Source organism: Streptomyces sp. NPDC087422, from assembly GCF_044744145.1.
Classification (GTDB): Bacteria; Actinomycetota; Actinomycetes; order Streptomycetales; family Streptomycetaceae; genus Actinacidiphila.
In genome coordinates this window covers 40,026-54,533 of the sequence record NZ_JBIUXT010000020.1, presented here as the reverse complement: position 1 = coordinate 54,533, position 14,508 = coordinate 40,026, and the positions used below count along the sequence as shown (strand labels likewise).

Here is a 14,508-nt window from a genome sequence, read left to right as displayed (position 1 = left end):
GGTGAGGTGCGGGAGCGTCGTGGCTGGTGGCGCAGTTCCCCGCGCCCCTACGGGGCGCAACCTTCCCCGTCCGGGCAAGCCGGGCTTTTCAGGGGCGCGGGGAACTGCGCGAGCAACCCACCACCGGCGGGTGGTCCGGACACCACCGAACTGCCCCACCGGGGCGGGCGGTGACGTGCGGAAGCGTCGTGGCTGAGCGCGCAGTTCCCCGCGCCCCTTAAAGGATCGGCTCGCCGCCCGAACGAAAGACGGTGCGCCCCGTCAGGGGCGCGGGGAACTGCGCGGGCAACCCACCACCGGCGGGTGGTCCGGGGACAACCGGACTGGCCCGGCGGGGCGGGTGGCACCACCGGGGTCAGCCGGTGCGGTCGCCCTCCAGGGCGGCGTGTGTGACGCGCAGGGCGCGGCTGGATGTGTCGAAGGTGCGCTGGGCGACGCAGACGAAGAAGCAGTCGACGACGACCAGTTGGCTGATGCGGCTGGCCATGGCGCCGGGACGGAACGTCGTCTCCCGGCCCGCCGAGACGAGAATGAAATCGGCGAGCCGGGCGGCGGTGGACAGCGGGTGGTTGGTGATCACCACGGTCGTGGCGCCCTCGGCGGCGGCGCGCCGCAACGGCGCGAGGACGTCACGGCTCTCGCCGGAGTGCGAGACGGCGAGGAAGACGTCCCCCGCCCCCAGGAGCACGGCGCTGGTGAGCGCCGACTGGGAGTCGCCGTGGGCGTGACAGGGCCGCCCGATACGCGCGAGCTTCTGCTGGAGGTCCTGGGCGACGAGGCCGGACGCCCCGACCCCGGCTATGTGCAGTTGCCCGCCGCCGCAGACGGCCTTCACGGCGCCCGCGAGCTGCTCGGGATCGAGCTGCGTGGCGGTCTCCAGCACCGCCTGCGACTCGGTGTGCACGAGCTTGGCGATCACCTCGGCGGGCGAGTCGTCCTCGGTGATCCCGGAGGTCAGCGTGGAGCGCGGCGCCTGCCGCGCGGCGGACGCGGCCAGCGCCAGCCGCAGCTCGGGGTATCCGGCGAAGCCCAGCGCCCGCGCGGTGCGGACGATCGACGACTCACTGGTGCCCGCCAGGGCGCTCAGCTCGGAGATCGTGCTGCGCGCGACCTGCGCCGGATCCTCCACGATCAGCGAGGCGATCCTGGCGGCGGCCGGGGTGAGCGAGGGCAGCAGCCCCCGCACCGTGGCGGTGAGCGCGTCACCGGCGTCACTGGCCGCAGTGACGCTGGCTGCTCTGGTGGCCGGTCGTCCCGGGACTTTTTCGTGCACGGGGAAAGAATGCACCGTGAATCCTCCGCGTGGGACCTGCCGGGAGGATTCTCTTGTGCCGTCAGGGGATCGTCGCGGCACCCGGCCGCCCCCGGCGAATGTCACACGTCCGGGTGACAATGTCGGCGTGACCCTACCGCCGCCCGCCGCCCCGGAATCCACCGGATCCGGTGCCGCCGACCCGCTGGACGCCCGGCTGCCGTCGCCGCTCGTCGAGGTGGCGGACGAACGCCTGGCCGCCCGCGGGGTGCGGCTCGCGCTCAAGCGGGACGACCTGATCCACCCCGACCTGCCGGGCAACAAATACCGCAAGCTGCGGCTGAATCTGGCCGCGGCGGCCGAGGCCGGGCACACCACGCTGCTCACCTTCGGCGGCGCCTACTCCAACCACCTGCGGGCGACGGCAGCGGCCGGTCGCCTGCTCGGTTTCCGCACCGTCGGCGTCGTGCGCGGCGACGAACTGGCCGACCGGCCGCTCAACCCCTCGCTGGCACGGGCCGCGGCCGACGGGATGCGGCTGGAATTCGTCGACCGGGCCACGTACCGCCGCAAGGCCGAGCCCGAGACGCTGGCCGCGCTCACCGACCGGTTCGGGCCCGCCTATGTGCTGCCCGAGGGCGGCAGCAACGCGCTGGCGGCCGTCGGCGCCGCCGAGCTGGGGCGCGAGCTGGACGGCGAGGCCGACGTGGTGGCGGTCGCCGTCGGCACCGGCGGCACCCTGGCCGGGCTCGCGGCCGGGCTCGGCCGGGCGGAGGCGATCGGCTTCCCCGTCCTGCGCGGCGGCGGCTTCCTGGCCGCCGAGGTGCTGCGGCTCCAGGAGGAGGCGTTCGGCGGCCGACGCGGCCGGTGGCGCCTCGACGACCGCTTCCACCACGGCGGCTACGCCCGTACCACCCCCGAACTCGACGCCTTCGCCGGCGACTTCGCCACCCGGCACGGACTGCGCCCCGAGCCGGTCTACGTGGCGAAGATGCTGCACGGCGTCCACTTTCTGGCCGAGGAGGGCGTCTTCCCGCCGGGCACCCGGGTGGCCGCGGTGATCACGGGCACCGACCCCGGAGGGACCGGATGATCATCGAGAGGGCGTACGCGCACATCCCCGCCGCCGAGGGCGACGACGAGTTCCGCGGGGACCGCTGGCCGTGGTCGGTCCCGGCCGTCGCCGGGCTGCTGCGCGACGGGCTGCGCTTCACCGCGCCCGTCACCTTCCTGGTCGGTGAGAACGGCTCGGGCAAGTCCACGCTGGTCGAGGCCATCGCCGAGGGCTTCGGCCTGGACCCGCACGGCGGCCGGGCGGGCTACCGCTACGTCTCGGACCGCCCCCGCTCCCCGCTCGGCGAGCGCATCCGCTTCGACACCACGGCGGCGGGCGGCCGGATGCTCGGCGGGCCGCGTACCGGCCGCCGCGGCTTCTTCCTGCGCGCCGAGACCGCGATGGACGCGCTCGGCCGCGAATTCCTGCCGGTGGAGTCCATGAGCCACGGCGAGGGCTTCCTGCTCGCCTTCCGGGAGCGCTTCAGCCACCCGGTGGGCCTGTACGTGCTGGACGAGCCGGAGTCCGCGCTGTCGTTCACGGCCTGTCTGCACCTGGTGGGCCTCATGCACGAGCTGGGCCGCTCCGGCGCGCAGATCATCTGCGCCACCCACTCCCCGCTGCTCACCGCGACCCCCGACGCGGCCATCCTGGAGGTGGGCGAGCGCGGTGTGCGCGAGACGGCCTGGGAGGACCTGGCGATCGTCGACCACTGGCGTCGCTATCTGGCCGACCCCCGCGCTTACCTGCGTCACATCATCGCGCCGTAACCTGGTGGCATGATCCGCACCGCGACCCCGGACGACGTCCCCGTGATCCACGCGCTGATCCGCGAACTCGCCGAGTACGAGCGGGCGCTGGAGGAGGCGCGGGCCACGCAGGAGCAGTTGCACGCGGCCCTGTTCGGCCCCGACGCGGTGGCGCACGCGCTGATCGCCGAGGAGCCCGCGAAGCCCGTGGCGGACGGTGCGGGCGACGGCTCAAGCGAGGGCGAGGGCGCGGGCTCGGACTCGGGCGCGGGCACCGTGGTCGGTTTCGCGCTGTGGTTCCGGAACTTCTCCACCTGGACCGGCACCCCCGGCCTCTACCTGGAGGATCTGTACGTACGCCCGCAGGCGCGCGGCGGCGGGCACGGCAAGGCGCTGCTGGCCGCGCTCGCGGCGGTCTGCGTGGAGCGCGGCTACGAGCGCTTCGAGTGGGCGGTCCTCGACTGGAACGAGAAGGCGCTGGGCGTCTACCGCTCCATCGGCGCCCGCCCGCAGGACGAGTGGACCGTACAGCGGCTTTCCGGCCCGGCGCTGGCCGAACTGGCCGCGCTGGCGCACGCTCGGTGAACCGGGCGGATTCTCATGCGAATTGAGTCGGCAGACCACTACCCACGGTCCGTGCTCGTGCGCTTACCATGGGTGACAGAGATACGGATACCGTACCGTTCCCCTACCGTGCGCCGTCCGGGCGACAGCGGGGTACGGATCGCGATAGCGTCGCTGCGAACCAGAGCAATCACTGTGTGCCACCGTGGAGGTGAGGGTGTCCCAGATCGCAGGCGAGCCCGGGTCGAAGGACTTCGTCGAGGTCCGGCTGCCCGCGGCGGGAGCCTATCTGTCAGTGCTGCGCACGGCCACGGCCGGACTCGCGGCACGGCTGGACTTCACCCTCGACGAGATCGAGGATCTGCGGATCGCCGTGGACGAGGCGTGCGCGATCCTGTTGCAGCAAGCCGTCCCCGGGTCCGTCCTGAGCTGTGTCTTCCGGCTCGTCGGGGACTCGTTGTGGGTGACCGTCTCCGCGCCCACCACCGACGGCAGGGCGCCGGAGCGGGACACCTTCGCGTGGACGGTGCTGTCGGCACTGGCCGGCGAGGTGGACTCCACCGTCGCCGAGGACAAGACCGTCAGCATCAGCCTCCACAAGAAGCGCGGCGCCGGTCCAGGGCTGTCGTGACTCTCGCGTGCGGGAAGACGGGGAATCGCCATGAGCGCTGAGCTATCCCGGGGTGAAGACCCCGGCACGCCCGCGGGCCACGACGAGGCGCACGACGCGCGTCAGTCGCCCGCGGTGCACGGCCGCGCCTCCGTACCGGCCCAACCCGATCCCGCGGGGCCGGCCGGGCGGCGGCACACGGCCAGGCAGCACCCCGAACCCGGCGGGGAGACCCGCACGGACGACCGTATGGACGGAATGGACGCGGCGCAGCAGGCGGAGCAGGCGGACCCCATGGAGCAGCAGGACCAGCGCGAGCAGCCGGAGCGGCCCGGACAGCCCGAGCCGCCCGAGCGACGGGACGCGCCGCCGGAGCAGCAGGCGGAGCCGGCCGGGCCCCCCTCCGCGCGCCAGGAGGCGGAGCCCCGGTCCGACGGGGAAGCCGACCAGGAGCCCGACCGGGGCTCCGACCGCGAGTCCGACGGGGAAGCCGACCGCGAGGAGCAGCGGGAGGCGCACGACCCGCACGACCGGGCGGGCGCCCGCGCCCTCTTCGTCGAGCTGAGCAAGCTGCCCGAGGGCTCCAACGAGCGGGCGGAGCTGCGCAATCAGCTCGTACGGATGCATCTGCCGCTGGTCGAGCACCTGGCCAGGCGGTTCCGCAACCGCGGTGAGCCGCTGGACGACCTGACGCAGGTGGCCACGATCGGGCTGATCAAGTCCGTGGACCGGTTCGACGTGGACCGCGGCGTGGAGTTCTCGACGTACGCGACCCCCACCGTGGTCGGCGAGATCAAACGTCACTTCAGGGACAAGGGCTGGGCGGTACGGGTGCCGCGCCGCCTCCAGGAGCTGCGGCTGGCGCTGACCACCGCGACCGGTGAGCTGTCCCAGCGGCACGGGCGGGCGCCGACGGTTCACGAGCTGGCCGAGCACCTGAAGATCTCCGAGGAGGAGGTGCTGGAGGGCCTGGAGTCCGCCAACGCCTACAGCACGCTCTCGCTGGACGTCCCGGACACCGACGACGAGTCGCCGGCCGTCGCCGACACCCTCGGCTCCGAGGACGAGGCGCTGGAGGGCGTGGAGTACCGCGAGTCCCTCAAGCCGCTGCTGGAACAGCTCCCGCCGCGTGAGAAGACGATTCTGCTGCTGCGCTTCTTCGGCAACATGACCCAGTCGCAGATCGCCCAGGAGGTCGGCATCTCGCAGATGCACGTCTCGCGTCTGCTGGCCCGCACGCTGGCCCAGCTCCGGGACAAGCTGCTGATCGAGGAGTAGCCCTCGCCGGGCGGGCGGCCGGCCATCAGGCCCGCCCGGGCGACCGGGACCCGCACGCCCGCGAGAGACCGGCCGCGGACCGCCGGGGCGCGCGGTCCGTCAGGACGCGCGGTCCGTCAGGACGCGCGGTCCGTCAGGACGCGCGGTCCGTCAGGACGCGCGGTCCGTCAGGACGCGCGGTCCGTCAGGACGGCGTCGGGCTGTCAGGACGACGTCCGGCTCATTCCCAGGGCGTCCGTGGTGGCCGGGTGGGCCAGGAGGACGAGGCAGGTCAGGGCGAGGGCGCCCAGGACCGCGCCGCCCGCGACGAAGCCGCCGCCGTCGCTGTGCAGCAGCGTCCAGGCGATCGGCAGCGACAGGAGCTGGATGATCAGCGCGGGCCCGCGACTCCACCGGCGGGCCTTGCGCAGCCCGTACGCGGCGCCGAGCGGGAAGCCCGCGAGGACGAGGACGAGCAGCCCGGCGAGCACGGCCTTGCCCGAGCCGCCGAAGAACATCGTGACGCCCCAGGCGACCACGGCCAGGCCCTCCACGGCGGCGACGGCGGCAGCGGCGGTCAGCCGCAGCGGCGGCGGTCCCGCGTCCGCGTCGGCGGCGGCCTTCGCGGCGGCGGCTGCCTCCCGCTCGCGCTCGGTGGGCTGTTCGCGCATCGGCGGCACGAACTTCTGCATCTTCTCCGCCACCCGCTGAGGCGGCTTCCGCGTCTTCTTCGAGGGCTGGCTCACACCGGCCAGCGTAGCCCGCTGTACCAGACGGTAGGTACGCTGTCGACCATGCGCGCTCTCCTCGTGGTCAACCCTGCCGCCACCACCACCAGCGCGCGGGTGCGTGATGTGATCAGTACCGCACTGGCGAGCGACCTCAAGCTGGACGTCGCGACGACCGAGTACCGCGGGCACGCGCGAGACCTCGCGCGGCGGGCCGCGGAAGGCGGCGAGGTGGGCCTGGTGGTCGCCCTCGGCGGCGACGGCACGGTCAACGAGGTGGTGAACGGGCTGCTGCACCACGGCCCCGACCCGGAGGCGCTGCCGCAGCTCGCGGTGGTGCCCGGCGGGTCCACCAATGTCTTCGCGCGAGCGCTCGGGCTGCCCAACGACGCGGTGGAGGCGACCGGCGCGCTGCTGGACGCGATGCGCGAGGGGTCCTCGCGGACGGTGGGGCTCGGTCTGGTGAGCGGGACGCCGGGCACCGAGGACGAAGGGGTGCCGCCGCGCTGGTTCACCTTCTGCGCGGGTCTGGGGTTCGACGCCGGGGTGGTCGGACGGGTCGAACAGCAGCGGGAGTTGGGCAAGCGCTCCACGCACGCGCTGTATTTGCGCCAGGTCGCACGTCAGTTTCTGGCCGATCCGCACCGCAGGCACGGCACGATCTCGTTGCAACGCCCGGACGGCGAACCGGTGTCGGGGCTCGCGATGGCGATAATCTGCAACACCTCGCCGTGGACCTATCTCGGGAACAGACCGGTGTACGCCTCCCCCGGCGCGTCCTTCGACACCGCCCTCGATCTGCTGGGCGTGACAAAGATGTCCATGGCCTCTGCCACGCGTTACTCGGCGCAATTGCTCCGTTCCACTCCGGAGCGGGGGCCGCGCGGGAAGAACGCGCTGGCGCTCCACGACCTGACCGACTTCACCTTGCAATCGCAGGCGGCACTGCCCTTCCAGGTGGACGGTGACCACCTGGGGCTGCGAACGAGCGCGACCTTCACAGGCGTACGCCGTGCACTGCGTGTGATTGTGTAAGTCGAAGAGCCTAAAGTCCTTTTACTCGAACGTTTAGACTGCCCTGCACCCCATGGAAGTACGGCTGTGACCGAGGCGACACCGAGGAATCCAAAAAAACTTCTCTGAAGGGGTTGTATCTCCAGCCGAGGTTTGCGAGTCTCTAGGTGGCGCTCGGGACGGTCTGACAACGACCCCCTTGAGAGCCCGAATCTTCTACCTCACTCAGCGGGACCAGCACCAGTGAAGACTGGGCGGCGTCCCGTTGCCTGCGTAGGGATTCGTGAAAGCGTTCACATTCACAAGCAACGTGCTTGTCACACAAGGAGTTGGAGCAGCCATGGACTGGCGTCACCGCGCCGTTTGCCGCGAGGAAGACCCCGAGCTCTTCTTCCCCATCGGCAACACCGGTCCTGCGCTGCTGCAGATCGAGGAAGCCAAGGCCGTCTGCCGCCGCTGCCCCGTCATGGAGCAGTGCCTGCAGTGGGCGCTGGAGAGTGGCCAGGACGCCGGTGTCTGGGGTGGCCTCAGCGAGGACGAGCGCCGCGCGATGAAGCGCCGCGCCGCTCGCAACCGGGCCCGCAACGCCAGCGCCTGACGCGCACTTACCGCTTCCCCCCGAGCCGCAGCGCGCAGCACCCACCAACACGCGCAGCACACAGCATCATGAAGGACCCCGACCTTCCAGGTCGGGGTCCTTTGCTGTGCCCTCGCGCAGGAAGGGCGAACTCTCAGCTCTCCAGGGGCAGTTCGAGGACGACGCGGGTGCCGCGCGGCTCGGCGGGGACCATGTCGAAGGTGCCGCCCAGTTCGCCGACCACGAGGGTGCGGACGATCTGGAGGCCGAGGTTGCCCGCTTCCTGGGCGTCGAAGCCGTCGGGCAGGCCCCGGCCGTCGTCCTGCACCGAGATGGTGATCCGCTCCCGGCCGCGGGTGGCGGTGACGTCCACCGTGCCCGACTCCCCCGGCCCGAAGCCGTGTTCGAGCGCGTTCTGGAGCAGTTCGGTCAGGACCATGGACAGCGGAGTGGCGATCTCGGCGGTCAGGATGCCGAACCGGCCGGTGCGGCGCGGGGTGACCCGGCCGGGTGAGATCTCCGCGACCATCGACAGCACGCGGTCGGCGATCTCGTCGAACTCGACCCGCTCGTCCAGGGTCTGGGAGAGCGTCTCGTGCACGATGGCGATCGACCCGACCCGGCGGACCGCCTCCTCCAGCGCCTCACGGGCGTTGTCGGAGTCCATCCGGCGTGCCTGGAGGCGCAGCAGCGCGGCGACCGTCTGGAGGTTGTTCTTCACCCGGTGGTGGATCTCCCGGATGGTGGCGTCCTTGGTCATCAACTCGCGCTCGCGGCGGCGCAGTTCCGTCACGTCCCGCAGCAGCACCAGCGAACCGGTGTGGACGCCCTTGGGCTTGAGCGGGATCGCGCGCAGCTGGATGACGCCGTCGCCGCCCTCGACCTCGAATTCGCGCGGCGCCCAGCCGCTGGCCAGCTTCACCAGCGCCTCGTCCACCGGGCCGCGGGCCGGGGCCAGTTCCGCGGTGGCCTTGCCCAGGTGGTGGCCGACCAGGTCGGCCGCCAGGCCCAGCCGGTGGTACGCCGACAGCGCGTTGGGGCTGGCGTACTGCACGAGCCCGTCCGCGTCCAGCCTGATCAGGCCGTCACCGGCGCGCGGTGAGGCGTCCATGTCGACCTGCTCGGCCGGGAACGGGAAGGCGCCCTGGGCGATCATCTGGGCCAGGTCGCTGGCGCTCTGCAAGTAGGTGAGTTCGAGACGGCTGGGGGTGCGTACGGTCAGCAGGTTGGTGTTGCGCGCGATCACCCCGAGGACCCGGCCGTCGCGGCGCACCGGGATCGACTCGACCCGTACCGGCACCTCCTCGCGCCACTCCGGGTCGCCCTCGCGGACGATACGGCCCTCGTCGAGCGCCATGTCCAGCAGCGGACGCCGCCCGCGCGGCACCAGGTGGCCGACCATGTCGTCCTGGTACGAGGTCGGCCCGGTGTTCGGCCGCATCTGCGCGACGGACACATACCGGGTGCCGTCGCGGGTGGGCACCCACAGCACGAGGTCGGCGAAGGACAGGTCGGAGAGCAGCTGCCACTCCGAGACGAGCAGATGAAGCCATTCGAGGTCGGAGTCGTCGAGGGCCGTGTGCTCGCGTACGAGGTCGTTCATGGAGGGCACGCCTGTGAGCGTACCGGCCGGGGAGGGGGGTGCGGGACGAGCCGTTTTCGGAGATGATTTCGCTGGAGGGTGCATCGACCCGCCGGGGGCCTGGCGAGGAAGCGTCGCCGGGAACCGTAGACAAGGCCGAATGGTCTAGTCCACAATGAAGCGTGACACCACGCGTGGCGCGTACCGCGCGTCGAACGTGGCACCTCGTGTGTCGCGTACACGCGTGGCATCAGACCTCCGTCCTCCCCGCACAGGAGGACGGACCGAGGCAAGGCGTTCTCTGCCCTGACTACGCCCTGACCTCAAGGTCGGCCCATCGCGCCGGGGGGAACCGCACACCCCGCCGGCCAGGCGCCGACGGCTGCTCCGGGCTGCGGTGCCGGCGGGGTTGAGGGTCCCCGCTGCGCACCGCGGCCCGTGGGTTTTTTCGGGGGGCTCTTTTGTGGGCGGGGGGGCTCTTTTGTGGGGGCGCCGTGGGGTGGGAGCCGTCTTTTGTGGGGGCGCCGTAATTCCCTTTTTATTGCCGCCCTCTCGCCTCCGGGCGCTTAGATCCGGTGCAACCACCTCGCGCACACGTGGCCCAGGGGCTCAGCCTCACGCGCAGCCGCACCCGAGCGGCGAACCCCGCCGCGCAGGCTCTCCACGAGGAGGCAGAGGACCAGCAGCTCCGCGGTGGAGGTCTGGGTGGCGGGCAGAGGTGCCCCGGCGCAGCGCCGACGGGGCCCTGCTCTGCTAGATTGGTCTATACCACACAAGTCCCCTCCAGAACGGCAGGCCCAGCGTGGAAGTTGTCATCGTCCCGGACGCCGCGGCAGGCGGCGAGCTGATCGCGGAGGCCATGGCCGCGCTGCTGCGCCGCAAGCCGGACGCTCTGCTCGGCGTGGCCACCGGATCCACCCCGCTGCCCATCTACGAGGCGCTGGCGGCGAAGGTCCGCTCGGGCGCCGTCGACGCGGCCCGTGCCCGCGTCTGCCAGCTCGACGAGTACGTCGGCCTGCCCACCGGCCACCCGGAGTCGTACCGCTCGGTCGTGCTGCGGGAGGTCGTGGAGCCGCTGGGGCTGTCGGAGAAGTCCTTCATGGGGCCCGACGGGGCCGCCGACGACGTGCAGGCCGCCTGCGAGGCGTACGACGCGGCGCTGGCCACGGCCGGCGGCGTCGACTTCCAGCTCCTGGGGATCGGCACCGACGGGCACATCGGCTTCAACGAGCCCTGCTCGTCGCTCGCCTCCAGGACCCGGATCAAGACGCTCACCGAGCAGACCAGGGTCGACAACGCCCGCTTCTTCGACGGCGACATCGAGCAGGTGCCGCACCACGTGATCACGCAGGGCATCGGCACCATCCTGGAGGCCCGGCACCTGGTGCTGCTCGCCACCGGCGAGGGCAAGGCGGAGGCCGTCGCGCAGACCGTCGAGGGGCCCGTCGCCGCCGTCGTTCCCGCCTCGGCGCTCCAGCTCCACCCGCACGCCACCGTGGTCGTGGACGAGGCCGCCGCCTCCAAGCTGAAGCTGGCCCCGTACTTCCGCGCCACCTTCGCGGCCAAGCCCGCCTGGCAGGGCGTCTAGGGCCTGCCCGGCGGAACGCGAAAGAGCGCCGGACGGACTGATCGCAGTCCGTCCGGCGCTCTGTCGTGTCAGACGGAGCCCGCGTCAGACGGAGCCCACGATGGCCTCGGCGGCGGCCGTGCCGCAGACGCGCGCCGCGCCGTGGGTGGCGATGTGGAGGGCGCCGGTGGCGGGCGCCTGGGGCACGCCCATCTCCACGACGACCGTGCTTGGGCGGCGGGAGACGACCGCCGCGAGCGCCTCGGACATCCAGCGGTGCCGGTGGGCGTCGCGGACGACGACGACGATCGTACGGTCGCCGGCCTCGTCGAGGAGTCCGGCGGCGAACGCCTCGGCGCCCAGCTCCTCCACCTCGCGGCCGGGGTAGGTGCCCGTGACCGTGCCCGGCAGGAGCCTGGCGAGGTCGGCGGCGATGCCCCAGGGGGTCACGTCGCCGACCGCGATGTTGGCGACCGGCGTGAGGGCGGCGACGTAGGGCGCCTCGGTGAGCGGGGTGAACTCGGCGCGGCGGGTGATCCGCAGGGCGCGGCGGGCCGCCTCCAGGCCGATGTCGGACTCCCCCGCCGGGGCGGCGGACGCGGTCCCCTCCGCTGCGGCCGCCCGCTCGGCGGCCCACACCTGGAGGTCGCGCACCCGGGCGGCGGCGTCGGCCAGCCGCTCGGCGGGGAGGTCGCCCTCGCGCACCGCGCGCACGATGGCGTCGCGGAGGCCGAGCACGGTCTGCTCGTCGGACAGGCCGCCGCCGACGCAGATCGCGTCGGCCCCGGCGGCCAGCGCCATGACGGTGCCGCGTTCGATGCCGTAGGCGGCGGAGATGGCCTGCATCTCGATGCCGTCGGTGACGATGAGGCCGTCGTAGCCGAGGCCGCCCTGCTCGCGCGGGGCGCGCAGCAGGCCGGTGAGGACGGCGGAGCTGAGCGTGCCCGGCAGGTCGGGGTCGAGGGCCGGGACGAGGATGTGAGCGCTCATCACGGCCTTGGTGCCGGCGGCGACGGCCGCCCTGAACGGCACGAGTTCGCGGTCGCGCAGGGTGTCGAGGTCGACGTCGATGCGCGGCATCGCGTGGTGCGAGTCGACGGCGGTGTCGCCGTGGCCGGGGAAGTGCTTGACGCTGGTCGCCACGCCCGCCGACTGCATTCCCTCCACGTAGGCGGCGGTGTTGCGCGCGACCAGTTCGGGCTCGGCGCCGAAGGAGCGGACGCCGATGACCGGGTTGCCGGGGTCGGAGTTGACGTCGGCGGACGGCGCCCAGTTGAGGTTGACGCCGCACGCGGCGAGCCTGCGGCCGAGTTCGGCGGCGACGGCCCGGGTGAGCTTGACGTCGTCGACGGCGCCGAGCGCGAGGTTGCCGGGGAAGGAGGAGCCGCCGCGCGCTTCGAGGCGGGTGACGTCGCCGCCCTCCTCGTCGGCGGCCACGAGCACGTCGGGCCGTACCGCGCGCAACTGGGCGGTGAGCCGGGCGACTTGCTCGGGCGACTCGATGTTGCGGGAGAACAGCGCGACCGCGCCGAGCCCTTCGGCGAGCAGCCGCAGCACCCAGTCGGGGGCCTCGGTGCCGCGGAAGCCGGGCTGGAGGACGGTGAGGGCGTCGCGGGCCAGGACGTCCGCGGGCGTGTCGACGGTAATGACGGTCATCCCTTCACCGCGCCTGCGGTCAGGCCGGAGGCCACCTTGCGCTGGACGAACAGGAAGAAGATCACGACGGGCAGGGCGATCAGGATCGAGCCCGCCATGAGGGCTCCGTAGTCCGTACCGCGCTGTCCGGTGAACTTCAGCAGCCAGATGCTCAACGTGTACTTGTCATTGTCCTGGAGAAGTACGTAGGCGAACAGGTACTCGTTCCAGGCGGTCATCAGCGCGTAGATCGACGCGGCGACCAGGCCGGGCGCGAGCAGCGGGAGGACGACGCGGCGGAACGCCTCCATCTGGCTGCACCCGTCGACCATCGCCGACTCCTCAAGCTCCTTGGGGATGTTGACGATGAAGCCGCGCAGCATCCACACGGCGAAGGGCAGGGTGCTCGCCGCGTAGACGACGATGACGCCCCAGTACTGGTTGAGGCCGCCCATCTTGTTGAGCTGGATGTAGATCGGGATCAGCATCGAGGTGGCCGGGATGAGCTGGATCACCAGCAGCGCGATGACCAGGCCGCGGCGGCCCCAGAACTTGAACCGGCCGATGGCGTACGCCGCGAGCAGGCCGATGCCGATGGCGATCACGACGCTGCACGCCGAGATGATCACGCTGCTCTTGACGTTGTCCCAGAAGTTGGGCATGTCCATCGCGCGCTTGAACTGGTTGAACGTGACGGAGCTGGGATAGAGCTTCTGGTGGTAGCTGAGGATCTCCTGGCTCGGGCGGAGCGCGGTGATGACCATCCAGTACACCGGGAAGCCCATGATCACGGTGACGATCAGGCCGAGCACGTTCCAGCCGTTGCGCTTCTTCTTCGGAGTGCGGTAGACGACTCCGGCCGTGGGGCCCTGGGTCGCGGGGCCGCTCTTGACAGCGGTGCTCACTCGACCTCTCCGATCTTCAGAAGCTGGCGCAGGTAGTAGACGGCGACACCCGACAGCAGCAGGACGGAGACCACGGAGATGGCCGCGCCCCGGCTGAAGGAGTTGGAGATGAACGCCTGGGTGTACGCGTACAGGCCGAGCGTCTGGTAGTCCTGCTCGGGCTGGCCGCCGCGCATCAGCAGGATCTGGCCGAGCACGCCGAAGTCCCAGATCACCGACAGGGTGCTGGTCATCACGAAGACCGGCTTGATGATCGGGAAGGTGACGTAGCGGAAGATGCCGAAGCCCTTGGCGCCGTCGATCCGCGCGGCCTCCTCCAGTTCCTTGGGGACCTGGGTGAGCGCCGCGTGCAGGCTGATGGCGATGAAGGGGATGGCGCCCCAGACGACCAGGACGGCGATGATCGCCATGCCGGTGGTCGGGTTGAGGAACCAGTTGTGCCGGGTGTAGTCGACGCCGGGCAGCCGGGTGAGGAGCTGGTTCACCAGGCCGTAGTCGGAGTCGAACATGAACTTGAAGACCGAGGTGGCGACCAGCAGCGGCATCGCCCACACGGCGATCATCACGCTGCTCATGGTGACCCGGACCCAGTTGGAGACCCGCTGCATCAGCAGCGCGATCAGCAGGCCGAGCGACATGGTGGCGACGACGCAGACGACGACGAAGACCACGGTGCGCAGCACCACGGCCCAGAACTCGCTGTCGCCGAGGATCGAGCTGTACTGGTCGAAGCCGACCCAGGGCGCCGCGACGCCGTTCCAGAGGTTGTTGCGGCGCTCGTCCTGGAAGGACAGCACGATGGTGTCGACGAGCGGGTAGCCCAGCACGCCGATCATGATCAGCAGCGCCGGAGCGATCAGCAGATACGGCAGCGATCTGCTCTGCCGGTTGCGCCCGGCGGCGCGGCCCGCTGTCGTGGCGGCCGGACCGGTCGAGCGCGGCGGCGGGATCTGCGGGCGGCCCCCCGTCACCGGCTCGGTGGCATGCGTGTCGGCGGCACTCATCCGCTCTGAC

14 protein-coding genes and 1 pseudogene are annotated in these 14,508 nt (G+C 71.8%); 9 read left to right on the top strand and 6 right to left on the bottom strand.

Going from position 1 to position 14,508, the window contains the following annotated elements:
• Window positions 1–355: 355 nt before the first annotated feature.
• The gene (locus ACIO6U_RS35740; RefSeq protein WP_355347285.1) at window positions 356–1,273 is read right to left on the bottom strand and encodes a MurR/RpiR family transcriptional regulator; all 918 of its coding nucleotides are present in this window, start codon (window positions 1,271–1,273) and stop codon (window positions 356–358) included.
• Window positions 1,274–1,400: 127 nt separating this feature from the next.
• Here ACIO6U_RS35740 and ACIO6U_RS35735 point away from each other — a divergent pair, with 127 nt between their 5' ends.
• The 6 genes and pseudogenes from ACIO6U_RS35735 to ACIO6U_RS35710 all read left to right on the top strand — a co-directional run.
• Window positions 1,401–2,345 (top strand): 1-aminocyclopropane-1-carboxylate deaminase/D-cysteine desulfhydrase, encoded by a 945-nt coding sequence (locus ACIO6U_RS35735; RefSeq protein ID WP_401725578.1) that lies wholly within the window; start codon window positions 1,401–1,403, stop codon window positions 2,343–2,345.
• On the top strand, window positions 2,342–3,076 hold the full coding sequence (locus tag ACIO6U_RS35730) for an AAA family ATPase (RefSeq protein WP_401725575.1): 735 nt from the start codon (window positions 2,342–2,344) through the stop codon (window positions 3,074–3,076). Before ACIO6U_RS35735 ends, ACIO6U_RS35730 begins: the two co-directional genes overlap by 4 nt.
• 9 nt (window positions 3,077–3,085) lie before the next feature.
• Window positions 3,086–3,640: a GNAT family N-acetyltransferase gene (locus ACIO6U_RS35725; protein WP_401725572.1), complete on the top strand. Its 555-nt coding sequence runs from the start codon at window positions 3,086–3,088 to the stop codon at window positions 3,638–3,640.
• Window positions 3,641–3,836: 196 nt separating this feature from the next.
• The gene (locus ACIO6U_RS35720; RefSeq protein WP_188283433.1) at window positions 3,837–4,250 is read left to right on the top strand and encodes an anti-sigma regulatory factor; all 414 of its coding nucleotides are present in this window, start codon (window positions 3,837–3,839) and stop codon (window positions 4,248–4,250) included.
• A gap of 52 nt (window positions 4,251–4,302) precedes the next feature.
• Complete coding sequence (locus ACIO6U_RS35715) at window positions 4,303–4,794, top strand: PT domain-containing protein (protein ID WP_401725611.1); 492 nt, start codon at window positions 4,303–4,305, stop codon at window positions 4,792–4,794.
• Window positions 4,746–5,507, top strand: a pseudogene (locus ACIO6U_RS35710) (RNA polymerase sigma factor SigF); the annotation flags it as partial. The gene ACIO6U_RS35715 and the pseudogene ACIO6U_RS35710, both read left to right, overlap by 49 nt.
• A gap of 203 nt (window positions 5,508–5,710) precedes the next feature.
• On the opposite strand, the gene ACIO6U_RS35705 reads toward ACIO6U_RS35710, so the two are convergent.
• The gene (locus ACIO6U_RS35705) at window positions 5,711–6,232 is read right to left on the bottom strand and encodes a hypothetical protein (RefSeq protein WP_355347295.1); all 522 of its coding nucleotides are present in this window, start codon (window positions 6,230–6,232) and stop codon (window positions 5,711–5,713) included.
• 48 nt (window positions 6,233–6,280) lie between these two features.
• Between ACIO6U_RS35705 and ACIO6U_RS35700 the strand changes: the two genes are divergently transcribed.
• Both ACIO6U_RS35700 and ACIO6U_RS35695 read left to right on the top strand, forming a co-directional pair.
• Window positions 6,281–7,249, top strand: a complete 969-nt coding sequence (locus ACIO6U_RS35700) for a diacylglycerol kinase family protein (protein ID WP_355347298.1) — start codon at window positions 6,281–6,283, stop codon at window positions 7,247–7,249.
• Window positions 7,250–7,568: 319 nt separating this feature from the next.
• Window positions 7,569–7,826: a WhiB family transcriptional regulator gene (locus tag ACIO6U_RS35695; RefSeq protein WP_031520293.1), complete on the top strand. Its 258-nt coding sequence runs from the start codon at window positions 7,569–7,571 to the stop codon at window positions 7,824–7,826.
• Between the two features lie 133 nt (window positions 7,827–7,959).
• Here the strand turns inward: ACIO6U_RS35695 and ACIO6U_RS35690 are convergent, their stop codons facing one another.
• Window positions 7,960–9,408 carry a histidine kinase N-terminal domain-containing protein gene (locus tag ACIO6U_RS35690; RefSeq protein WP_355347416.1) on the bottom strand — a complete coding sequence of 483 codons (1,449 nt, stop codon included), beginning with the start codon at window positions 9,406–9,408 and terminating at the stop codon, window positions 7,960–7,962.
• A gap of 781 nt (window positions 9,409–10,189) precedes the next feature.
• Between ACIO6U_RS35690 and nagB the strand changes: the two genes are divergently transcribed.
• A complete protein-coding gene (gene nagB, locus ACIO6U_RS35685; RefSeq protein ID WP_401725567.1) occupies window positions 10,190–10,975 on the top strand; it encodes a glucosamine-6-phosphate deaminase in 786 nt (261 codons plus the stop codon).
• Between the two features lie 84 nt (window positions 10,976–11,059).
• On the opposite strand, the gene ACIO6U_RS35680 is transcribed toward nagB, so the two are convergent.
• The 3 genes from ACIO6U_RS35680 to ACIO6U_RS35670 are packed head-to-tail and all read right to left on the bottom strand — an operon-like array spanning window position 11,060 to window position 14,498.
• A complete protein-coding gene (locus ACIO6U_RS35680; RefSeq protein ID WP_401725564.1) occupies window positions 11,060–12,610 on the bottom strand; it encodes a glycoside hydrolase family 3 protein in 1,551 nt (516 codons plus the stop codon).
• Window positions 12,607–13,494, bottom strand: coding sequence for an ABC transporter permease subunit (locus tag ACIO6U_RS35675; protein ID WP_391044377.1), 888 nt, complete (start codon window positions 13,492–13,494; stop codon window positions 12,607–12,609). Before ACIO6U_RS35675 ends, ACIO6U_RS35680 begins: the two co-directional genes overlap by 4 nt.
• The gene (locus ACIO6U_RS35670) at window positions 13,491–14,498 is read right to left on the bottom strand and encodes a carbohydrate ABC transporter permease (RefSeq protein WP_401306482.1); all 1,008 of its coding nucleotides are present in this window, start codon (window positions 14,496–14,498) and stop codon (window positions 13,491–13,493) included. Before ACIO6U_RS35670 ends, ACIO6U_RS35675 begins: the two co-directional genes overlap by 4 nt.
• Between the last annotated feature and the right edge of the window lie 10 nt (window positions 14,499–14,508).